The organism is Streptomyces sp. NPDC002324 (assembly GCF_053593335.1).
This window is the reverse complement of sequence record NZ_JBSFCF010000026.1, coordinates 108,877-129,899: the sequence shown is the minus strand read 5'-3', so window position 1 is coordinate 129,899 and position 21,023 is coordinate 108,877. Positions and strand designations below refer to the sequence as shown.

Sequence of the window (21,023 nt, the reverse complement as noted above, 5' to 3'; positions counted from 1 at the left end):
GACTCAGATGTAGCGGCCGTCGAAGAACGCCCTGACGGCCAGGGTGTGCAGGGGGAAGGCGAGTTCGGTGGGCCTGCGCAGCAGGTGCCAGCCCTCCGTCTCGTCCGTCGCGACGGGCGGCGGCAGGGCTGCCGCCGGGCGCTCCGGGAGGAGCCCGAACAGCAGCAGATGGCCGTCGGGTGAGCTCATGGCGTCGGCGAGGCGTACGTCGCGGTCGGCCGCGCAGATGCCCGTCTCCTCCTTGAGTTCACGGACGACGGCGTGCCGCCAGTCCTCCCGGTGGTCGATGAAGCCGCCGGGAAGGGCGATCCCCCCGCGCGCGGGAGCGATGGTCCGTGTAATCACCACGAGGGCCGTGCCCTTGGTGTCGTACACGGGCTGGAGAGCCACCGCGACGGGAAGCGGATTGCGGTAGGCCACTGTGTGGCAGGCCGCGCAGGTGCGGGGCCAGCCGGACACGCCCTCTCCGTAGGGCGCTCCGCATCTCGAACAGTGCGAGTCCGGTGCGGAGTTGGCGGGTGGGTGTTGGTTCGGGGACACGCGGCGGACTGTATCCGATCATCTGCTCGTCGTCTCGCCGGGGCGGCTCAATGCGCCACATCGCCGCTCGCGTGGGTCACCCGTGGTACGCGGGAGGGCCGGCCGGAACCACCCCCGTGGGCCCCGGCCGACCCTCCCGATACTGCGACGCCGGCCGGGGCTCGTCGGTTCTCCCGCGACCTGCCCAATTCGAGATGCCCGTGGAAGAATTCTGACGGACCATCAGACCTGCTCGCCAGGGAGGGATTTTGTCGCGAATTCGCACACCTGTGGTCACCGGATGGTTCACCGGGGAGGGCGAGGGGTTCCGGCTGCTCGGCACGCGCTGTTCGGCGTGCGCCTCGGTGTTCTTCCCCCGTGAGGACATCCGCTGCCGCAACCCGCACTGCCCCGGCGGTGATCTGGGCGAGGTCCCGTTGTCGCGCCGGGGCCGCGTGTGGTCGTACACCGACGGCCGGTACCGGCCTCCGTCACCCTACGTGTCCGATCCGGAACTTCCCTGGGAACCGTACGCGTTGATCGCTGTGGAACTGGCCGACGAGCGCCTCGTGGTGCTGGGACAGGCCGTTCCCGGGGTCACCGTCGGCGATCTGGCGGTGGGCATGGAGGTGGAGGTCGTCCCCGGTGTGCTCCACGAGGACGCGGAGACGACCTGGACGACGTGGCACTGGAGGCCGGCGGGGGTGGGGGCGTGACGGGCGAGGTGGCGGTGCTGGGCGCGGGCATGCACCCGTGGGGCAAGTGGGGGCGGAGTTTCGTCGAGTACGGGACGGCGGCGGCACGCGCGGCGCTGACGGACGCGGCGGTCGACTGGCGCGACGTCGGCTCGATCGTCGGCGCGGACACGGTGCGTGGCGGCTATCCGGGCTATGTGGCGGGGGCGACCTTCGCGAAGGCACTCGGCTGGCAGGGAGCCCGCGTGACGAGCGTGTACGCGGCGTGCGCGTCCGGGGCCCAGGCGGTCGCCACCGCGCGGGCCCAGATCCTCGCGGGCCTCGCGGACGTGGTGCTCGTCGTGGGCGCGGACTCGGCCCCGAAGGGGTTCTTCCGGCCGGCCGGCGGCGATCGGGCGGACGATCCGGACTGGCTGCGGTTCCGGATTCTCGGGGCCACCAATCCGACGTACTTCGGGCTGTACGCGCGGCGGCGGATGGCGGTGCACGGGGACACCCCGGAGGACTTCGCGCGGGTCAAGGTGAAGAACTCCGCCCTGGGGGCGCTCAATCCGTACGCGCGCTACCGCAAGCGGGTGACCTCCGAGGAGGTCGCGGCCTCCGCCGTGGTGGCCGATCCGCTGCGGCTGCTGGACATCTGCGCGACCTCGGACGGGGGTGCGGCGCTGGTGCTGTCCAGCCTGGAGTTCGCGCGGCGGCACGGTGTGCGTGAGCCGGTGCGGATACGGGCGGTGTCCACGGTGACGCCCCGCTATCCCAACACGGTGCTGGATCTGCCGGACATCGCCACCGACTCGGCGGTCGCGGTGGCCGCGCGGGAGGAGACCTTCCGGGCGTCGATCGCGCGGGCGGCGTACGAGGAGGCCGGTGTCGGACCCGAGGATCTCTCGTTCGCCGAGGTCTACGACCTGTCCACGGCGCTGGAGTTGCAGTGGTACGAGGATCTGGGGCTGTGCGGCGAGGGAGAGGCCTCGAAGCTGCTGCGGGACGGTGCGACGGCCCTGGGCGGGCGGATACCCGTGAACGCCAGCGGAGGGCTGGCCTCCTTCGGAGAGGCGGTTCCGGCGCAGGCGATCGCTCAGGTGTGCGAGCTGGTGTGGCAGTTGCGGGGTGAGGCGACCGACCGGCAGGTCGAGGGGGCGAGGGTGGGGATCAGCGCCAATCAGGGGTTGTTCGGGCATGGGTCGGCGGTGGTCGCCGTTCGGTGATCGCAAGGGTTCATGGGCTGTGCAGGGGGCGTGGGAAGTTCGGTGTGCTGTCGGGCCGTCAGGGCCGGCTCGGGCCGCGCGCGGTCGGCCGCGCCCCGGAGCCGCTCTCAACCGTTGCCGTCCGTGTTCTTGACGCCCCCTGGGTGCCGGTGAACACTTCCGGGTGTCGGTCGGCATCGCCGCATTCGGGCCTCTTTGTGCACTGCCTGGCATTGCGCCGCTCGGGCCTCGCGCCCGCGCAACGGGCCACTCCCCACGGGCGATTCCGCTGCGACGGCACGCTCGTCACGGACGCCGGGCGGGGCGCGGGTCTCCCTGCCTTCGGCCGAAGTAGCCATGGGAACGCACCCTGCACGGAAGGTCCGGGGTCGATCGCTCCGGGCCGGGGCCAAGGAGCCGCCATGAGCAACGGAGACATATTCGTCGGTGAGGTCATCGGTACGGCGATCCTGATTCTCTTCGGCGCCGGTGTGTGCGCCGCCGTCACCCTCAGGTTCTCGAAGGCGAGGGCGTCGGGCTGGATCGTCATCGCGTTCGGCTGGGGCTTCGCCGTGCTGGCGGGCGCCTACACCGCCGCACCCCTGTCGGGCGGACACCTCAACCCGGCGGTGACGATAGGGATCGCGGTCGACACCGAGGTCTGGGACAAGGTCTGGGTGTATCTGCTCGGCCAGTTGGTCGGCGCGATGCTCGGCGCGGTCCTCGCCTACCTCGTCTATCTCGCGCAGTTCCAGGCGAACGTCCGCAAGGAGGGCACCACGGAGGGCACGGCGCACGAACCGACGCCCACCCTCGGAATCTTCTCCACCATCCCGGAGATCCGGAATCCGGTCGCCAACCTGATCACCGAGATCATCGCGACGATCGCCCTGGTCCTGCCGATCCTCGCGTTCGGCCGGAACACGGGCATCGGCATCGGTCAGATCCCCGGCGAGGAGGCCGGGATCTACGGCTCCGGCATCTCGGTCCTGCTGGTGTCCTTCCTGGTCGTCGGTATCGGTCTGTCCCTCGGCGGGCCCACCGGCTACGCCATCAACCCCGCCCGTGACCTCGGCCCGCGCATCGTGCACGCGTTCCTGCCGATCCCGAACAAGGGCACCTCGGACTGGGGTTACGCCTGGATCCCGGTCGTCGGCCCCCTGGTCGGCGGTGCCCTCGCCGGCCTCGTCTACAACGCGGCCTTCTGACGCGACCGACGCAGGACGTGAGCGACGCACGACGTGCAGTGATGCAGGACGTGAAGCGACGCAGGACGTGAGCCCGCCGTAAGGCGTGAGCCGCCACAAGACGTGAATCGGCGTAGGACGTGAAGCGCCGCAAGACGTGAAGAGACGTAAGACGTGAGGGGATGCCATGCCGGACAACGCCCAGAAGTACGTCGCCGCCATCGATCAGGGCACCACTTCGAGCCGCTGCATCATCTTCGACCATGGAGGCGCGATCGTCGCCGTGGACCAGCGTGAGCACCGCCAGATCTTCCCCAAGCCGGGGTGGGTGGAGCACGACGCCACCGAGATCTGGTCGAAGGTGCAGGCGGTGGTCGCCGGGGCGATCGCGAAGGCGGGTCTGCGCGCCGAGCAGATCAGCGCGCTCGGTATCACCAACCAGCGGGAGACGACGGTCCTGTGGGACCGTGCGACGGGCAAGCCGGTGCACAACGCGATCGTCTGGCAGGACACGCGTACCTCGGCGCTCTGCAACGAACTCGGGGGCACGGACGGTCAGGACCGGTTCCGTGAGCAGACCGGTCTGCCGCTGGCCAGCTACTTCTCCGGCCCGAAGGCCACCTGGCTGCTCGACAACGTGCCCGGCCTCAGGGGACGCGCCGAACGCGGCGAGATCGCGTTCGGCACCATCGACTCCTGGCTGATCTGGAACCTGACGGGCGGCACGGACGGCGGCCGGCACGTCACCGACGTCACCAACGCCGGGCGCACCATGCTGATGAACCTTCAGACGCTCCAGTGGGACGCCTCGATCCTCTCCGCGATGAACATCCCGGAAGCGATCCTTCCGGAGATCAGGTCATCCGCCGAGGTGTACGGCACCGCCGTGGGTCCGCTCGCCGGGGTACCGGTCGCGTCGGCGCTCGGTGACCAGCAGGCGGCGGTGTTCGGCCAGGCCTGCTACGACGTCGGCACGGCGAAGAACACCTACGGCACCGGCAGCTTCCTGCTGCTCAACACCGGAAACCGGCCGGTCGCGTCGAAGAACGGACTGCTCACGACCATGGGGTACAAGATCGGCGACGAGGCGCCGGTGTACTGCCTGGAGGGGTCGATCGCGATCACGGGTGCCCTCGTGCAGTGGTTCCGCGACCAGCTCGGCATCATCCGCAGTGCCGACGAGATCGAGCCCCTGGCGCGGAGTGTCGACGACAACGGCGGGGCGTACATCGTGCCCGCGTTCTCGGGCCTGTTCGCCCCCTACTGGCGCTCCGACGCGCGCGGGGTCGTCACCGGACTGACCCGGTACGTCACGAAGGCGCATCTGGCCCGCGCGGTGCTGGAGGCGACGAGCTGGCAGACGCGTGAGGTCGTGGACGCCATGTTCCAGGACTCGGGGGTGCGCATCACGACCCTCAAGGTCGACGGCGGCATGACCCGGAACAACCTGCTGATGCAGCACCAGGCGGACGTCCTGGACGTGCCGGTGATCCGGCCGCAGGTCTCGGAGACGACGTGCCTGGGCGCCGCGTACGCGGCCGGGCTCGCGACCGGGGTGTGGGACGGCCTCGACGAGCTGAAGTCGCACTGGCGCAAGGACGTCGAGTGGACACCCTCCATGGAGGCCTCCGTGCGAGACCGCGAGTACCACAACTGGCGCAAGGCGGTGGAGAAGAGTCTCGGCTGGCACGAGGACGACGTGCGCTGAGGAGGAGGGCGCCCGGGGGACCGGGGCACGCGCGCGTGCGCGTTCGTCCGCGCGGCACGCGGACCGTGGGTCCACGCGCGCGTGTCATGAGGCCACGGCTCGTACCCCGGTCGGCGGGGGTACGGGCCGTGCTTCAGGTGGTGGCCGGCTGGCGGTGGTCCGTCGCGTACCGCATCGCGTGCCGGACGACGGAGACCAGGACGTCCTTGACGGAGTCCCGGCGGCGGGCGTCGCAGAGCACGATCGGCACCTCGGGATCGAGGTCGAGGGCCTGCCGGACGGTCTCGGCGGGGTAACGCGCGGCGTCGTCGAAGCAGTTGACGCCGATCACGAAGGGTATGGAGCGCCGCTCGAAGTAGTCGACGGCGGCGAAGCAGTCCTCAAGACGGCGTGTGTCCACCAGCACCACCGCACCGAGGGCACCGGAGGCGAGCTCGTCCCAGAGGAACCAGAAGCGGTCCTGGCCGGGGGTGCCGAACAGGTACAGGACCAGGTCCTCGCGGAGGGTGATGCGTCCGAAGTCCATGGCGACGGTGGTGGTGGTCTTGTTCTCCACACCGCTGGTGTCGTCGACCGGGCGGCCCGCCTCGGTGAGCACCTCCTCGGTGCGCAGCGGCTTGATCTCGCTGACCGCGCCGACGCAGGTGGTCTTGCCCACGCCGAAACCGCCGGCGACGAGGATCTTGAGCGTGACGGGCTCGACCGGTGGTGTGCCGCGCTCAGAGCGCCCGAGGATCATCGGTCCTTCTCCTGCTGGATGGTTGGCTGTCACGTATCCACTCCGCTCTCCGTGCTGTTCACAGCGCCCGGAGGCCGTTGATCACGTCGCGCAGAATGCTCTCGTCGACCAGCTCGGCGGGCGGGACGGGACGGGTGACATGGACGAGTTCCTCGTCCACGAGGTCTCCGACGAGGACGCGGACGACCCCGACGGGAAGGTCCAGATCGGCGGCCAGTTCGGCCACCGACTGGGGAGTGTCACGGCAGAGCTCGACGATACGGACGTGCTCAGGGGAGAGGGAGTGGTCCTCTTCCGGGTCGTCGACGTGCGGTTCCGTGACGACCACGGCGATCAGGTCGAGACGGTGCTGGATCGCGTGATTGGTCCGGCCGCGCGTCATCGCGTACGGACGCACCACTGGTCCGGCCTCGTCGTCGAACCAGTGGCTTCTTCCCTGACCGTCTCGGCTCATGCCGTCCCACTACCCGCCCTGGGGCACATCGGCGCGCGGGGCGGAGCCCAGATGCACGCCGACCCGCTTGACCAGGAGGGTCATCTCGTAGGCGACCTGGCCGATGTCGGCGTCGGCGTCGGCGAGGACGGCGAGGCAGCTGCCGTCACCGGCGGCCGTGACGAAGAGGAAGGCCTCGTCGAGTTCCACGACGGTCTGGCGGACGCTGCCCGCCTCGAAGTGGCGGCCGACGCCCTTGGCGAGGCTGTGGAACCCGGAGGAGACGGCGGCCAGGTGCTCGCTGTCCTCCCGGGTGAGGTCGGCGGAGACGCCCGTGGGCAGTCCGTCGCTGGAGAGCACGAGCGCCTTGCGGATGCTGGCGACGCGCTGGACCAGGTCGTCCAGGAGCCAGTTCAGCTCCCCGGACGTGCCGGTCGCGGTGTGCCCTTCGGCCTTCGGTGCGGTCATCGACCGTCCCCCTTAGTCGTTCCTCGTGGTGCTGAGACGTCCTGGGCGTCGTCGCCCTCGGCGTTCTCCTCGCGGCCGCGCCGCCAACCGTGCTGGAGCGAGGCCATACGGCTGCGTACCTCGTCGGCGTCGCGTTCGGTCGGCTCCGGGCGCCCCGCGGAACGGGACCTCTCGCGTTCGGCGCGCCGGTCGGGGCCGTCCTTCAACTGCGGTGCCAGGTTGGCCTGTCGGACGCGACGGGGCAGCGGGCTCGGTGCTGATTCTGCCTGGTCGGTCGTCGTGTCCGCACGCGGGGTCGGCTCGCCCGAGCCGTATCGCGAGGTCATCGGGGCCGCGCCGCCCTCGGGGGTCGTACGGCGGCGCTGGGGCAGGGCGGGGCCCTCGTACCCGCCCGGGGCCAGGGGGTCGGCGCGGTGTCCGCCGGGGAGGCCGGCGGGCCCGTGGCGGTCGGCCCCGGGGTGGGCCGGCGGTTCGGCGCGGTCGCCGCGCAGGGCGCTGAGCGGCCTGGTGTCGGCGATCGGACCGGCGCCCGCCGTACGGCCCTGCTCCGGCTCGTCCTCCGCGTGCCTCGGCCTGGCACCGGCCACCGAACGGCCGTGCGAGCTGACGAGATGCGGGGTCCGGCGCTGGGGCAGCGGTACCGGGCCGAGCGTCGGGTCGGGGTCGGTGAGGGGCGCCGGGCGGGCTTCGCCGTCGCGCGTCGGCTGCTGGTGCTCGTCGGCGACACCGGTGAGGGAGTGCCGGGGCCGGAACAGACGGCCCCGCTCGGCGTCCTCGTCGCCGAGGGCGCCCGGGAAGCCGACCAGGGGCTCCCGGTCGACGGGGGCCTCCAGCTCCACCGGGCCGTCGAGGATGGCGGCGGAGAGGCCCGGGAGCCGCACCGGTACCTGGGAGAGCGCCGCGTTGCGCTCGTCCTCCAGCTCGGCCTCCCGGGTGGGGTGGGCGCGGTCGAGGCGGAAGCCGATGCCGTTGGTGTCGGGGACGTCGTCGGTGAGGAGGGCGTCGGGGATGAACAGCACGGCCGTGGTGCCGCCGTACGGGGAGGGCTGGAGGGAGACGCGGACCTTCTGCCGCTGGGCGAGCCGGCTGACCACGAAGAGACCGAGCCGGTCGGTGTCGGACAGTTCGAAGTCGGGGGTCTCGGCGAGCTTGAGGTTGGCGTCGAGGAGCGCCTCGGCCGACATGCCGAGGCCCCGGTCGTGGATCTCCAGGGTGAAGCCGTTGGCGACGCGCTCACCGAGCACCTGCACGGCGGTGTGCGGGGGCGAGAACACCGTGGCGTTCTCCAGGAGTTCGGCCACGAGGTGGGTGAGGTCGGCGACCGCGGGGCCGGTCACGGCGACCCGGGGCAGCCGGCGCACCTCGATCCGCTCGTAGTCCTCGACCTCGGCGACGGCCGCGCGGACCACGTCCATCAGCTGGATGGGCTTGCGCCACTGCCGGGACGGGGCCGCTCCGGAGAGGATGACCAGGCCCTCGGCGTGGCGGCGCATACGGGTCGTCAGGTGGTCCAGGCGGAACAGGTCGGCCAGTTCGTCGGTGTCCTCGGTCCGGCGTTCCATGGTGTCGAGGAGGGTGAGCTGCTTGTGCAGCAGGACCTGGCTGCGGCGGGCGAGGTTGACGAAGACCTCGGAGATGCCGCTGCGGAGTTCGGACTGCTTGACGGCGGCCTCGACGGCCGCCCGCTGCAGGGTGTTGAGGGCCTGGCTGACCTCGCCTATCTCGTTCTTGTCGTACTCCAGGTGCGGGACCTCGGTCTCCACGTCGACCTGTTCGCCCGCGGCGAGCCGGCGCATGACGCTGGGCAGTCGCACCCCGGCGGTCTCGTGGGCCTCCTGGCGGAGCCGGCGCAGGTCGCGGATGAGGACCCGGCCGATGCGCACGGACATGAAGAGGGAGACGAGCAGGGCGAAGAGGCCGAGGACTCCGGCGACGGCCGCCTTGAGGATGACGCTGGTGGCCAGTGGGCTGACGCGGTCCTGGTAGCGGTCGCCCGCCTCGACGCTGAGGTCGCGGAGATCGGAGAGGACGGGCTCGACGGCACTGTCCCAGGTCTTCGCGGTGACCCCGCTCGGCCGGCCGGGGTCGGAGGCGATGACGCCCTGCTCGACCGAGCGCAGGGGTGCGGTGTTCGCGTTGCGCCAGTAGCGGTGGAAGCGGTCGCGTTCGGCCGCGGGCAGCTGCGGCAGGCTGATCTCGTACAGCAGGGTGCGCTGGGCCACGAGGTCGGAGAAGTCGCGGATCTCCTCCTTGGTGATCCGGTTCGCCACGAGCACGGAGCTGAGCAACGCGTCCTCGCGGGAGAGGAGTTCACGGGCCCGGCCGACGTTGATCAGGGCGCGGCCCTGCTTGTCCATCTCCACGCTGTCGAGAGCGGGGAGGTTGGACAGCAGGGTGAAGCAGGGGTCGACGAGGTCGTTGTAGTGGCCGAGGGCCTTGGCGGCGCTGACGGTGCCGCTCTCGACGGTCGTACGCAGCGACGGCAGGCCGTCGAGGGCGTCCAGGATGGCCGTGAGCCGCAGCGAGGTCGTCTCGCCCATCTCGTCCCGCAGGTCGGTCTTCTGGGCGTGCTCGCGGAACTCGTCGACGGCCGCGTCCGTGGCGGACCGGCTGCGGTCGAGCGCCTTCAGCGCACCGGAGGCCCGGGGGTCGGCGAGGTACACGAGGGTTTGGCGGCGCTCCTGCTGGAGCACACGGATGGTGTCCTCGGTCGGGAAGCCGACCTCCTCCACGATGTCCGCCACCCTGAAGAGGTCGCTCGCCTCACGGCCCGTCAGCACCGTGGCGAACGTCCAGACACCGGTCAGCGCCACCAGGGGCACGAGCAGCAGCGCCACGATCTTCCGGCGGATCGATTTCCCGCGAAAGCGCATGGCCTCCCCCAGCTCGACCCCCGCCAGGCCCGGGGGCACACATGTGCGTCAACAAACGGCGTGAGCCTACTACCGACTCACACCTATCTCGAAGCGCCGGAGGCACCTGCTCCGCACCCAAGGTGAACCGGACAGGGGGAGTTGTCCGTCCTTTGGGGGAGATTGCCTCCCTCCGTCCGGCAGTTGAACCCATGGCATCCCGTCGGGGAAGTTGGCCGGTTGGCCGGATTTTTGCGTTCCACGGGAATCTTCGGCGCACGTCGATCGTCTTTCTGTACGGGAATCGGGGGCGGAATGGGCCACAGGCCACGCACGACGCTCCCAGGCGGCGTAAATCAGAGGAAGTCGGGCACCAGTGGGGGGCCGGGTCTCGCGATCCGGATCTGTTGGTCCACCGGCGGTGGGGAGTGACGAGTTGATGGGCACGGCGGAGCGGCGCATGGCGCCCGGGGACGGAGCGGCGACGCCCGAGAGGGCGGCGCGAAGCGCTCAGGAACCGGAGCGCGGCCTCCTGACGGGGGAGAGCATCGCGGTGAAGGTACGGGGGCTCTCCGCCCGTGGCGACGAAGAACGGGTGCATTACCGGCCGTTGTGGATCGAGGAACCGGCGCGCAGGCGGCGGTTGCCCGACCCGGTGCGGACGGCGGCGGTGCGTGCGGTCCTCATCATCGCGGCGACCCTGGTCCAGGCGATGGTGGCGGTCCTGTGCACGCTGGCGGACTCGTGGCCGGCGTTCCCCATGGTGCTGAGCACCTTGGCGAGCGCGATCGCGGCGACCTGGGGCGTGCTGGACGTCTGGGTGACCCGCCAGGTGTGGAACCAGCGCAACGGCGTGATCTCGGCGCCCAGCAGCACGGCGCGCTCGTTGCGCCGTGAGCGGCGGCGGGCCCGCCGCGAGGCACGGGCGACGGAGCGCGCACAGGCCCGGATACGCCGACGCGGTGGCGCCGGGCAGCTGTCGCACCCGTAGGACGACGCGTAGGTCGGCGGGGTGGGCCCATGCCAGGCGTGGGCCCACCCCGCTTGCTCTCTCACCGCCTGCGCCCCCTCGCCGAAACCTGCGAGCGTCCGCGTTCGGCCATGGCATCGCGATGGTGCCGGAAGGGTGGTGCGCTGGTCCCACCGGGCCGGTTCCTCGGCAGCCCAGGCTCCCGACCAGGCGTGCCGACCGTCACATTTAACCTTCTCTTGGGCATAGAACGCGGTCTTCCGGTTAGACGCACAGCCGCGAGGGCGCCTGCCGCACGGCGCTGACCAGGAGGAACGAGACATGCCCGAACTTTTCATCGGCGGAGCGTGGCGATCCGCGTTCGACGGACGGACGCGCGAGATCCGCTGTCCCGCCGACGGCAGCCTGGTCGCCGTCGTCGACGAGGCCGGAGCGAAGGACACCGCCGAAGCGATCACGGCCGCACGCCGCGCCTTCGACGAGGGCCCCTGGCCCAGCACGTCACCCGCCGACCGCGGTGACCTGCTGCTGCGGGTGGCCGACCTGCTCGTACGCGACAAGGACGCGCTCGCCCGCGCCGAGTCCCTCGACACCGGCAAGAGGCTGGTGGAGAGTGAGTACGACATCGACGACATCGCGAACTGCTTCCGTTACTTCGGACGCGCGGCCACGGCCGAGACCGGACGGGTCGTCGACACCGGCCAGGCCGGCGTCGACAGCCGGGTCGTGTACGAGCCGGTCGGTGTGTGCGCGCTGATCACCCCCTGGAACTACCCCCTCCTCCAGACGGCCTGGAAGGTCGCCCCGGCGCTCGCGGCCGGCAACACCTTCGTGCTCAAGCCGAGCGAGCTGACCCCGCACACCGCGATCCACCTGATGCGCCTCCTGGAGGAGGCCGGGGTGCCCGCGGGCGTGGCGAACCTGGTCCTCGGCGCGGGCCCGGAGGCCGGTGCCCCGCTCTCCGAGCACCCGGACGTGGACCTGGTCTCCTTCACCGGCGGACTGCAGACCGGGCGCCGGCTCATGGCCAACGCCGCCGCGAGCGTGAAGAAGGTCGCCCTGGAGCTGGGCGGCAAGAACCCGAACATCGTCTTCGCCGACGCCGACTTCGACGCGGCCGTCGACATGGCGCTGACCGCGGTCTTCCTGCACTCGGGGCAGGTGTGCTCGGCGGGCGCCCGCCTCCTGGTGGAGGACTCGCTGCACGACCTGTTCGTCGACGAGGTCGTCCGCCGGGCGAAGGAGATCCGGCTCGGCGGCCCCTTCGACGAGTCTGCGCAGACCGGTCCGCTGATCTCGGCGGCACACCGCTCGAAGGTCGAGGAGTACGTCGCCCGGGGCGTCGCCGAGGGCGCGGTGCTGCGCTGCGGTGGCGAGCGACCGAGCGGCGACGCCTACGACCAGGGTTTCTACTATCTGCCGACTGTCCTGGACGAGTGCACGAGCACGATGTCCGTGGTCCAGGACGAGTCGTTCGGGCCGGTGCTGACGGTGGAACGGTTCAGCACCGAGGACGATGCGGTACGGCTGGCCAACGACACGATCTACGGCCTGGCCGGTGCCGTCTGGACGACCGACGAGGCCAGGGCACAGCGGGTCGCGGCCCGGCTGCGGATCGGCACGGTCTGGATCAACGACTACCACCCGTACGTGCCGCAGGCCGAGTGGGGCGGTTACAAGCAGTCCGGCTTCGGCCGCGAACTCGGGCCCGCGGGGCTCGCCGAGTACCGCGAGGCGAAGCACATCTGGCGCAACACGGCCCCCGCGCCGCAGGGCTGGTTCGCCTAGCTCCGCCCCTTCTCCCACACGGCGCCCTCGCGGCCCCGTACGGCCTGACGGCCCCCTCCTCCTCACGCGCGCTCACGGGGCGCTCCCTCTCCCCCCGCACCACGCTCTCCCCCGCCCTTCCGGCACCCGCAGGAGCCGCTCCCCCTCCTCCCCAAGGCCCACCAGGAGTCCGCTCATGACGACCATCGAGCAACCCACCGGCCCCAAGAACACCTCCGACGACACCGAGTTGACCGAGTTCGGCTACAAGCCCGAACTCAAGCGCACGCTCGGCAACTTCCACACCTTCGCCGCCGGGATCAGCTACATCTCGATCCTCACCGGCACCTTCCAGCTCTTCTACTTCGGCTTCGCCAGTGGCGGCCCCGCCTACTGGTGGTCCTGGCCGATGGTGTTCGTCGGCCAGTTCATGGTCGCGCTCTGTTTCGCCGAGCTGGCGGCCCGCTACCCGGTCGCGGGCTCGGTCTACAACTGGTCGAAGAAGATAGGCAATCCGCATCTGGGCTGGCTCGCCGGCTGGATGATGCTGACCGCCTCCATCGTGTCGATCGCGGCGGTCGCGCTGGCCTACCAGCTGACGCTGCCCCAGATCTCCGACGTGTTCCAGTTCGTCGGGGACGGCACCGGCAAGTACGACGTGGCGACAAACGCGGTCATCCTGGCCGCGGTGCTGATCCTCTTCACCACCGCGGTGAACGCCTTCGGCGTGAAGCTGATGGCCCGGATCAACACGGCGGGCGTGTTCATCGAGCTGATCGCCACCGTCGTCCTGATCGTGCTGTTCGCCGTGCACATCACCCGCGGCCCGCAGGTGGTCATGGAGACCAACGGCACCGGCGACGCGTACGGCAACGGGTACCTGGGCGCGTTCCTCGTGGCCTCGCTGGCGTCCGCGTACGTCATGTACGGCTTCGACACGGCAGCCTCGCTCGGTGAGGAGTCCCTGGACCCGACCCGGAACGCGCCGCGCGCCATCATCCGGGCGATCATCGCCTCCTTCCTCCTCGGCGGTCTGATCCTGCTGCTGGCGCTGATGAGCGTCTCCAGCCTGAAGGGCGAGCAGCTGTCCACGGACGGTCTGCAGTACGTCGTGCTCAACGTGCTCGGACCGACGGCCGGCAAGGCGATGCTGTGGTGCGTCCTGATCGCGGTCACCGTGTGCGCCCTGGCCGTGCACACCGCCGCCGTCCGGCTGACCTTCGCCATGGCCCGGGACAACAACCTGCCCGCCTCCTCGAAGCTCGCCAAGATCCACCCGCGTTTCCAGACGCCGGTGCTGCCGACCGTGATCATCGGTGTGCTGGCGCTGAGCATCCTCGTGGTCAACATCCGCCAGCCGCAGATCTTCACCGTGGTGACCAGCATCGGCATCATCATGATCTACCTGGCCTATCTGGGCGTCACCGTGCCGATGCTCGTGGCACGACTGCGCGGCACGTGGCAGCCGGCCGGGGACGGCAGGTTCTCCCTGGGCCGCTGGGGCATCGTCGTGAACATCCTCGCCGTCGTGTGGGGCGCGGGCATGACCCTCAACCTGATCTGGCCGAGGGCGGCGGTCTACAACGCGGCCGCCCCGTTCCACTGGTATCTGCAGTGGGGCGCGGTCCTCTTCGTCGGGATCATCGCCGGCGGCGGCTTCGCCTACTACTGGTTCATCCAGCGGCACAGGACCGGTGTGCTCGCCGAGCACCGCGTGGTCGCGGACGCCGGGCACACGTCACCGCCCGTACCGCCCACCGCCCCGGTCGCCGCCCCGGCGGGCGACTGACAGCCGGTTTCCTCCCCCAGTCCGACACAGCACAACGGCACGGCAGCACAGCAACGCAGGAGGTCGACCCCATGAAGGCAGACGAATTCGACTACGTCGTGGTCGGCGGCGGCACCGCGGGAAACGTCGTCGCGGCCAGACTCTCCGAGGATCCGTCGGTCACGGTATGTGTACTGGAGGCGGGCCCCAGTGACGTCGGCGACGACGACGTCCTGAAACTGGAACGCTGGATGGGCCTGCTGGAGTCCGGCTACGACTGGGACTACCCGGTCGAACCGCAGGCCAGCGGCAACAGCTTCATGCGGCACGCGCGGGCGAAGGTCCTCGGCGGCTGCTCCTCCCACAACTCGTGCATCGCGTTCTGGGCGCCGGCGGAAGACCTCGACGACTGGGCGGCCGCGGGCTGTACGGGCTGGTCCGCGGCCGACCTCTTCCCGCTCTACCGGCGCCTGGAGACCAACGACGCGCCCGGCGACCACCACGGGCGCTCAGGGCCGGTGAAGCTGCGCACCATCAAGAGCGAGGACCCGTGCGGCAACGCGCTGCTGGAGGCGTGCGTCCAGGCGGGTATCCCGACGACGCCGTTCAACACGGGGACGACGGTGGTGCGGGGCGCCAACTGGTTCCAGATCAACTCCGACGAGAACAACATCCGGCAGTCCTCCTCGGTGGCGTACCTCCACCCGATCATGGGCAGGCGCCCCAACCTGGAGGTACGCACCGGGGTCCGCGCCAAGAAGCTGGTGCTGGAGGGGCGTCGCTGTGTCGGCGCCGAGTATCTGGACCCGGACCTCATCCACACCCGGACGGTACGTGCCCGCCGTGAGGTCATCGTCTCCTGCGGAGCGATCGACACCCCGAAGATCCTGATGCTCTCCGGCATCGGCCCCGCCGAACAGCTGCGCGAGGTGGGCGTGGACGTGGTCGTGGACTCGGCGGGCGTCGGCGAGAACCTCCAGGACCACCCCGAGGGCGTCATCATGTGGGAGGCCGCCCAGCCGATGCCCACCGAGTCCAACCAGTGGTGGGAGGCGGGCATCTTCTACGACACCGAACCGGGCCTGGACCGGCCCGACCTGATGTTCCACTACGGGTCCGTGCCGTTCGACATGAACACGGCCCGCCACGGCTACCCGACCTCCGAGAACGCGTTCTGTCTGACGCCGAACGTGACGCGGGCGAAGTCCCGGGGCACCGTGCGGCTGCGCACCCGGGACTACCGGGACAAGCCGAAGGTCGACCCGCGCTACTTCACGCACGAGCACGACGTGCGCGTGATGACGTACGGCCTTCGTCTCGCCCGGCAGATCGCGGCGCAGCCGGCCCTGAGCGGCTGGGCGGGGGCCGAGCTGGCGCCCGGGCCCGACGTGCGGAGCGACGAGGAACTGCTCGACTACATCCAGAAGACCCACAACACCGTCTACCACCCGGCCTGCACCGTGAAGATGGGCGCGGACGACGACGCCTCGGCGCCGCTGGACGCGCGACTGCGGGTGAAGGGGATCGAGGGGCTGCGGGTCGCGGACGGGTCGGTGATGCCGGATCTGGTGACGGTGAATCCGTGCATCACGACGATGATGATCGGCGAGAAGTGCGCGGATCTGTTGAAGGCCGATGCCTAAGGAGTGGAGTGGCTCGGGACGCGGGCGACTGCGGGTCCGTTGTGGCTGGTCGCGCAGTTCCCCGCGCCCCTTCAGGGCCCGGTTGGCGTGGGCCTCTTGTACATGCGTGTCGCGGTGATCTCCGTGTGCGCCGCCTCCCCCGCCTGGGGCTGCTTGGGCAGTCCCGGGCGGAGGTGTTCCTCCACGCTGATGTACTTCAGGCCCGCCCTCAGGTCGGCGTCGTTGCGCAGGCGGATCACCAGCGGGAACTCCGCCAGTGCGGTCGTGTCGAAGAGGCCGGTGGTGTAGAGGAGTTGGACGCCGAGCGCGTCCGAGACGGCGCGCTGGAGTTCCAGCAGGTAGGTCGCGTTGGCACGGCCGATGGGATTGTCGAGGAACAGCGTGCCCGCGTGGCGGTGCTTGTCCCGGCCCCGGTCGTTGCTGCGGAGCGCGGCCATCGTGCAGTAGAGGGCGATGGCCGCGGTGAGCAGCTGGCCGCCGGAGAAGACGTCGCCCATCTGCCCGACGGGGACGCGCTCGGCCCTCAGCACGGCGTCCGGCTTGAGGATCTCCACGGCGATGCCCCTGGGCCGGAGCGCGGCGCCGACACCCCGCAGCAGCAGGGACATGCCGTCACGGCGCATGTCGGAGTTCTTCTTCACGGCCGCGCGGGTCGCCTCGTCGACGACCTCGCCGAGCCGCTCGGTGAGGGTGGCCTGGTCGGGCTCCTCGAAGCGGATGCGCAGGAACTCCTGGCCTGACCATTCCCCGAGGCCCTCGGGGAGCCGGGACAGCCGCTGGGCGGAGCGGAGCGTGGCGAGGGCCGATTCCACCAGGCCCCGCAGCCGGTCGACGATCGAGTCCCGGTTGCGTTCCAGCTGGGCCAGCTCGTCGGTGAGGACCCTGAGGCGGGGCGCGAACGCGTCGGCCCACTTCTGGGCGTGCTCGGGGAGCGAGGCCGCGGGCAGCTCGCGGATCTGCTGGCGGGCGGGGGTGCGGACCTGCTCGTAGCGCGTGGAGTTGGCGTGGCGCACGAGGATGTCACTGGCCTCGCGTACGGAGCCCTCGGCGGCGGACAGGTCGGCGGCGCAGCCGCGCAGGGAGCGGCGGGCCTCGGCGGCGGCCCTGCGTGCCTCCTCGGGGCCGCCCGGGTAGGGCTCGGGCTCCTCCTGGTCGTCGTCCGTGGAGTGGTCACGCAGGAGGTCCCGGAGCAGGGCGGCGGTCTCGTCGAAGCCGCCGGCCGCGTCCTCGGCCGCGCGGTGGGACTCCAGCAGCTCGGCGTGGGTCTCGCGGGCCCCGGTCAGCGCCTCGGCCCGGGAGGCGAGTTCGGCGGTGGCCGTGCGCAGCAGGGCCTGGGCGTGCTCGGCGTCGCGCGGGAGCAGGTCCTCGGGCAGCTCGGTGTGCGCGTCGCCGTCCTCGGGGGCGTGCCGCTCGGCCTCGCCGCGCAGCCGCCCGAGCTGCTCGCTCGACAGGGACACCCGGCTCTCCAGGAGCTGGACGAGTTCCTCGGCGCGGGCGACGGCGGCCTGCCGGGAGGGCGCGTCGGAGCCGTCGGGGGACTGCAGCAGCTGTTCGGCGCGGTTGCGGACCTTGTTGGTGAGCCGGCCGAGTTCGGCGATCGCGGAACTCTCGTCGCTCTCGGCCCGCGCCTGCTCGGCGCGCAGGTCGGCGCCGACGCCGACCTTCTCGTAGACCTGGGAGGCGGCGCGGTAGGCCTCGCGGAGGGCCGCGAGAGGGTGCCTCGGCGCGTCGGGGTCGCTCTCCGGTACGTCGTCGGGGGCGCCCGCGATCTCCGCGCGCTCGGCGCGCAGCGCACGCGCCGTACGGCGGGCGTCGTCGGCGCCGCGCTGGGTGGCGCGGCGGTCCTCGTCGGCGGCGCGGGCGCGCTCCAGGCACGACTGGGCGCGGGCCTCGGACTCGGCGGCCTCGTCGGCGAGTTCGCGGAGCTTGACCTGCCAGCCGGCCCGCTCACGCAGCCGGTAGGCGAGTCCGGCGAGGGCGTCGGCGGCGCGGCGGGCCTTCTGTGCGGCCTCCTGCCGTTCGTCGCGCACCTGGGCCGCCTCGGCCGCCGCTTCCTCGGTCTCGGCCCGGACGGTCCGTGCCTCCGAGAGCTCCGCCTCGGCCTCCTCGGCGAACGCCCGTGTCTCCCGCGCGGCAACGGCCAGCTCGGTGAGTCTGCCCGCCGGGCATCCCGTGCGCCACGAGGAGAGCCGGGCCGCCAGTTCCCGGTCCTTGCCGAGCCGGGCCGCCAGCCGGCGGATCTCCTCGTCCCGCTCGGTCGCCCGCGCGCGCAGCGTCTGGCGCTCCTCGTCGGCGGCGTGCTCGTCGTGCATGGCCGGGTTGGGCGGGACGAGGAACACGTCGGAGGAGGAGGCGTCGCCCGCGTCGACCGGCGGCGTCGGGGCCAGCAGCGCGGCCGCCGTGCCCACGGCGACGGCGGACCTCGGCAGCAGTGCCGCCTCGCTCAGTGCCTCGCGGGCCCGGGCGTGCGAGGCCGGGTCGGTGATGATCACGCCGTCGACCAGCTCCGGGCGGGCGGCCAGCACGCGCGCGTGGTCGACGGGGTCCACGGCCTGGGCGAGGTAGCGCCAGCCGGGCAGGGCCGGGATGCCGTGCTCGCCGAGGAACTCGACCGTGGCCAGGACGTCGGGGCCCGGCGGCAGCAGCCCGCCGTCGCCGAGGGCGCCCAGGATGCGGGAGTCGTCGGCCGCGGCGGTGCGCAGCTCGAAGAGGTGGCGCTCGGCGGACGTCACGTTGTCGTCGAGGAGTTCGCGCAGTTCGTCGGCGAAGCGGTCCAGCTCCTCGGGGGTGAGGGGGCCGGTGGCGAGTTCGCGTGCGACGGCGTCGGCCGCGGAGCGCCGGGCGCGGGCGGCGGGCACGGAGACGCTCTTCCCCCCGGTCGCCGTGTCGGCCCGGCCGACGGCGCCGGTGGTGACATCGCCCGAGCCGAGGGGGGCAGGTCCGGCCGGGCCCTCCGTGCCGCCCACGTGGCCCGGGGCGCCCCGCGTGGCGTCGTCGGCACCGCTGTCGGCGTCGGCCTCGGCCCCGCCCCGGCGAGGCCCCGGCACGCCGCCCGCCCCCCGGCCGGATGCACCCGGCAGGCTCAGCAGCTCCGCCAGCCGCTCCTCCCCCGCCAGGGCCTCCGCCGTGCGGCGCTCGCCGTCGTAGGCCCGCTGGGCGGCGGTCGCCGCGTCCTCCGCGCGGGCGGCCGTCAGCTCCGCGCGGGACTCGGCGGAGGCGGCCTCCCGGGCGTGCTCGGAGGCGCGGCGCGAAGCCTCGCGCGCCGTGTCCCAGGCGGCCACGGCCGTCTTCTCGGCGTCGCTCGCGGCGAGGGCGGCGCGGGCCGGGTCGGCGTCGGGCGCGGTGTCGTCGAGCCAGCCCGCGCGGACGGCCTCGGCGGTCTCCTGCTCGACCTCGCCGAGCCGCTGCCTGAGGTGCCCGACCTCGCTGCGGGCGCGCTGCGCCTCGGTGGCGGCGACGGTCGCGTCCCGGTGGGCGGCCTCACCGACCTCTTGCAGGGCGGCCGACTTCTCCTCACCCTCGTTCGCCAGGTTCTCGGCGCTCTCGGCGGCGGCGTGCAGAGCGCGGACGAGGTCGACGGCGGCCTTGGCGCGGGCGGCGAGCGCGGGGGCGGCGTCCCGTTCGGCTTCCTGGATGGCCGCTGCCACTCGGGCGACGCGGTCGGCGGCGGCCCGGTGCCTGAGCACGGCCTCGGCGGCCTGCCAGGCCGCGTGCAGGGTGCGCGCGTCGGCCAGCTCCCGCTTCTGCGCGGCGGCCGATTTCTCGGCGGCGGCCAGCGCCAACGAGGCGTGTCGGTAGGCGAGTTCGGCCGCGATCAGTGCGCTGCGGTCACGGGCCGCCTCGCAGTGGGTCACCGCGTACGCGGCGGCGGTGGTCCGCTGGGCGAGGTCGGTGCCCCGCAGCCGCTCCCGGGTGGCCCGCGCCGAAAGGCGTCGTGCCAGGGTGCGCGTGCGCCGCTCGGCTCCCGCGTGGATGTCCCGGGCCCGTGCGCGGCCCTCGGCGGCCTCGACGATCCGGCCCAGCAGATCCACGGACCCCGCGGTGAAGTCCCGCTCGGCGATCAGCTCCGCCCGCCGCCCGAGCTTGTCGCCGAACCCGCCGACCAGGTCGGCGAGCCCGTCCGTGTCCCGGGTGTCGGTGACGGCCCGTAGCAGCAGGTCGGTGAAGTCGGAGTCCTTCTTCACCGCGAAGAGTCCGGCGGCCTCGCCCTCGTCGGCGTTCATCTCCCGCTGGTAGCGGAAGAGTTCCGGGTCGAGACCGAGGTCGGTCAGATGCTCGTTCCAGCGGTCGTGGATCTCCTCCCAGTGCACTTCGAGGTGCGGATACGCCTTGCCCGCCTCGGTGAGGGCGTCCCGGAAGCCCTTCATGGTCCGCCGCCGGCCCTGCGCGCCGGAGGCGCCCTCGACGGGCGGGCGAACGGTGGTGGACTCGGCCACGGGCAGGTTGTCGAGGCTCAGCCCCGGACCGGGCCGGAAGGAGTACCAGGCCTCGGCGAACTTCCGCGGGTCGCCGGAGACCTGCCGGCCCCGCCACTCGCTCACCTTGCCCACGACGACGCACTCGCCGGTCAGCGTGTGCTGCCACTCCAGGGCGACATGCCCGCAGTCGTCGGCCAGCAGGAACTTGCGCAGCACACCCGAGCTTGCGCCGCCCAGGGTGTTGCGGTGGCCCGGCAGCATCACCGAGAAGATCAGCTTGAGCAGGACGGACTTGCCGCCGCCGTTCTCCAGGAAGAGGACACCGGCGGGTGCCGGCCGGCGCGGCGGCCCGGTGGGCTCGTCCTCGAAGAACTCCGCCTGCTGCGGCGCGGGGTCGGGCACGTGAGCGCCGACACCCCGCAGATCCAGCACGGTGTCGGCGTAACGCGCACCGGCCGGCCCGATGGAGTAGAGGCGGACCCGGGACAGCTCGTACATGGCGGCGGACTTTCGCGGTCGTAAGGGTGGTTCGTGCGGTGCGGTCGTCAGGCTGGTTCGTGCGGTGCGGTCGTGACGGCGGGCCGACGTCGGGCGGGGTCGTAGGGGCGGGCGGGTGGTCGTGGTGCTCAGGAGCGACTCGGAAGCGATCCGGGAGCGAGGGGGACCGAT

At 71.9% G+C, this 21,023-nt stretch carries 14 protein-coding genes; 8 read left to right on the top strand and 6 right to left on the bottom strand.

Annotated elements, in window-relative coordinates; all coding sequences use genetic code 11:
• Positions 1–3: 3 nt before the first annotated feature.
• Positions 4–540, bottom strand: a complete 537-nt coding sequence (locus ACWCRJ_RS29320) for an NUDIX domain-containing protein (protein WP_450942127.1) — start codon at positions 538–540, stop codon at positions 4–6.
• 269 nt (positions 541–809) lie between these two features.
• Here ACWCRJ_RS29320 and ACWCRJ_RS29315 point away from each other — a divergent pair, with 269 nt between their 5' ends.
• The 4 genes from ACWCRJ_RS29315 (at position 810) to glpK (ending at position 5,296) form a co-directional block, all read left to right on the top strand.
• Positions 810–1,235 carry a Zn-ribbon domain-containing OB-fold protein gene (locus tag ACWCRJ_RS29315; protein WP_450942135.1) on the top strand — a complete coding sequence of 142 codons (426 nt, stop codon included), beginning with the start codon at positions 810–812 and terminating at the stop codon, positions 1,233–1,235.
• A complete protein-coding gene (locus ACWCRJ_RS29310; protein ID WP_450942126.1) occupies positions 1,232–2,422 on the top strand; it encodes a lipid-transfer protein in 1,191 nt (396 codons plus the stop codon). The genes ACWCRJ_RS29315 and ACWCRJ_RS29310 overlap by 4 nt, the downstream gene beginning before the upstream one ends.
• Positions 2,423–2,823: 401 nt before the next feature.
• Entirely contained in the window at positions 2,824–3,609 is a 786-nt protein-coding gene (locus ACWCRJ_RS29305; RefSeq protein WP_450942125.1) for an MIP/aquaporin family protein, read from the top strand.
• 166 nt (positions 3,610–3,775) lie between these two features.
• Entirely contained in the window at positions 3,776–5,296 is a 1,521-nt protein-coding gene (glpK, locus tag ACWCRJ_RS29300) for a glycerol kinase GlpK (RefSeq protein ID WP_450942124.1), read from the top strand.
• Positions 5,297–5,429: 133 nt separating this feature from the next.
• Here glpK and ACWCRJ_RS29295 read toward each other — a convergent pair whose 3' ends face one another.
• From ACWCRJ_RS29295 to ACWCRJ_RS29280, 4 genes are read right to left on the bottom strand one after another with little or no spacing between them, the layout of a single operon-like run.
• A complete protein-coding gene (locus tag ACWCRJ_RS29295; RefSeq protein ID WP_450942123.1) occupies positions 5,430–6,035 on the bottom strand; it encodes a GTP-binding protein in 606 nt (201 codons plus the stop codon).
• A gap of 58 nt (positions 6,036–6,093) precedes the next feature.
• Positions 6,094–6,489 carry a DUF742 domain-containing protein gene (locus ACWCRJ_RS29290; RefSeq protein WP_005485618.1) on the bottom strand — a complete coding sequence of 132 codons (396 nt, stop codon included), beginning with the start codon at positions 6,487–6,489 and terminating at the stop codon, positions 6,094–6,096.
• 9 nt (positions 6,490–6,498) lie between these two features.
• Entirely contained in the window at positions 6,499–6,936 is a 438-nt protein-coding gene (locus ACWCRJ_RS29285; RefSeq protein WP_046912834.1) for a roadblock/LC7 domain-containing protein, read from the bottom strand.
• Positions 6,933–9,809 carry a nitrate- and nitrite sensing domain-containing protein gene (locus tag ACWCRJ_RS29280; protein WP_450942122.1) on the bottom strand — a complete coding sequence of 959 codons (2,877 nt, stop codon included), beginning with the start codon at positions 9,807–9,809 and terminating at the stop codon, positions 6,933–6,935. The genes ACWCRJ_RS29285 and ACWCRJ_RS29280 overlap by 4 nt, the downstream gene beginning before the upstream one ends.
• A 418-nt stretch (positions 9,810–10,227) precedes the next feature.
• On the opposite strand from ACWCRJ_RS29280, the gene ACWCRJ_RS29275 reads away from it, so the two are divergent.
• The 4 genes from ACWCRJ_RS29275 to ACWCRJ_RS29260 all read left to right on the top strand — a co-directional run bounded on the left by ACWCRJ_RS29275 (position 10,228) and on the right by ACWCRJ_RS29260 (position 15,936).
• Positions 10,228–10,779 carry a hypothetical protein gene (locus ACWCRJ_RS29275; protein WP_450942121.1) on the top strand — a complete coding sequence of 184 codons (552 nt, stop codon included), beginning with the start codon at positions 10,228–10,230 and terminating at the stop codon, positions 10,777–10,779.
• A gap of 300 nt (positions 10,780–11,079) precedes the next feature.
• On the top strand, positions 11,080–12,546 hold the full coding sequence (locus ACWCRJ_RS29270; protein ID WP_450942120.1) for an aldehyde dehydrogenase family protein: 1,467 nt from the start codon (positions 11,080–11,082) through the stop codon (positions 12,544–12,546).
• Positions 12,547–12,721: 175 nt separating this feature from the next.
• A complete protein-coding gene (locus ACWCRJ_RS29265; RefSeq protein ID WP_450942119.1) occupies positions 12,722–14,314 on the top strand; it encodes an APC family permease in 1,593 nt (530 codons plus the stop codon).
• Positions 14,315–14,385: 71 nt separating this feature from the next.
• The gene (locus ACWCRJ_RS29260; protein ID WP_450942118.1) at positions 14,386–15,936 is read left to right on the top strand and encodes a GMC family oxidoreductase; all 1,551 of its coding nucleotides are present in this window, start codon (positions 14,386–14,388) and stop codon (positions 15,934–15,936) included.
• Positions 15,937–16,007: 71 nt separating this feature from the next.
• Here ACWCRJ_RS29260 and ACWCRJ_RS29255 read toward each other — a convergent pair whose 3' ends face one another.
• Positions 16,008–20,852: a hypothetical protein gene (locus ACWCRJ_RS29255; RefSeq protein ID WP_450942117.1), complete on the bottom strand. Its 4,845-nt coding sequence runs from the start codon at positions 20,850–20,852 to the stop codon at positions 16,008–16,010.
• Positions 20,853–21,023: the final 171 nt, after the last annotated feature.

Coding starts and splice junctions, on each gene's coding strand:
- ACWCRJ_RS29305 (WP_450942125.1), top strand. CDS start 2,824: ATGAGCAACGGAGACATATTCGTCGGTGAGGTCATCGGTACGGCGATC.
- glpK (WP_450942124.1), top strand. CDS start 3,776: ATGCCGGACAACGCCCAGAAGTACGTCGCCGCCATCGATCAGGGCACC.
- ACWCRJ_RS29295 (WP_450942123.1), bottom strand. CDS start 6,035: ATGATCCTCGGGCGCTCTGAGCGCGGCACACCACCGGTCGAGCCCGTC.
- ACWCRJ_RS29290 (WP_005485618.1), bottom strand. CDS start 6,489: ATGAGCCGAGACGGTCAGGGAAGAAGCCACTGGTTCGACGACGAGGCC.
- ACWCRJ_RS29285 (WP_046912834.1), bottom strand. CDS start 6,936: ATGACCGCACCGAAGGCCGAAGGGCACACCGCGACCGGCACGTCCGGG.
- ACWCRJ_RS29280 (WP_450942122.1), bottom strand. CDS start 9,809: ATGCGCTTTCGCGGGAAATCGATCCGCCGGAAGATCGTGGCGCTGCTG.
- ACWCRJ_RS29275 (WP_450942121.1), top strand. CDS start 10,228: ATGGGCACGGCGGAGCGGCGCATGGCGCCCGGGGACGGAGCGGCGACG.
- ACWCRJ_RS29270 (WP_450942120.1), top strand. CDS start 11,080: ATGCCCGAACTTTTCATCGGCGGAGCGTGGCGATCCGCGTTCGACGGA.
- ACWCRJ_RS29265 (WP_450942119.1), top strand. CDS start 12,722: ATGACGACCATCGAGCAACCCACCGGCCCCAAGAACACCTCCGACGAC.
- ACWCRJ_RS29260 (WP_450942118.1), top strand. CDS start 14,386: ATGAAGGCAGACGAATTCGACTACGTCGTGGTCGGCGGCGGCACCGCG.
- ACWCRJ_RS29255 (WP_450942117.1), bottom strand. CDS start 20,852: ATGTACGAGCTGTCCCGGGTCCGCCTCTACTCCATCGGGCCGGCCGGT.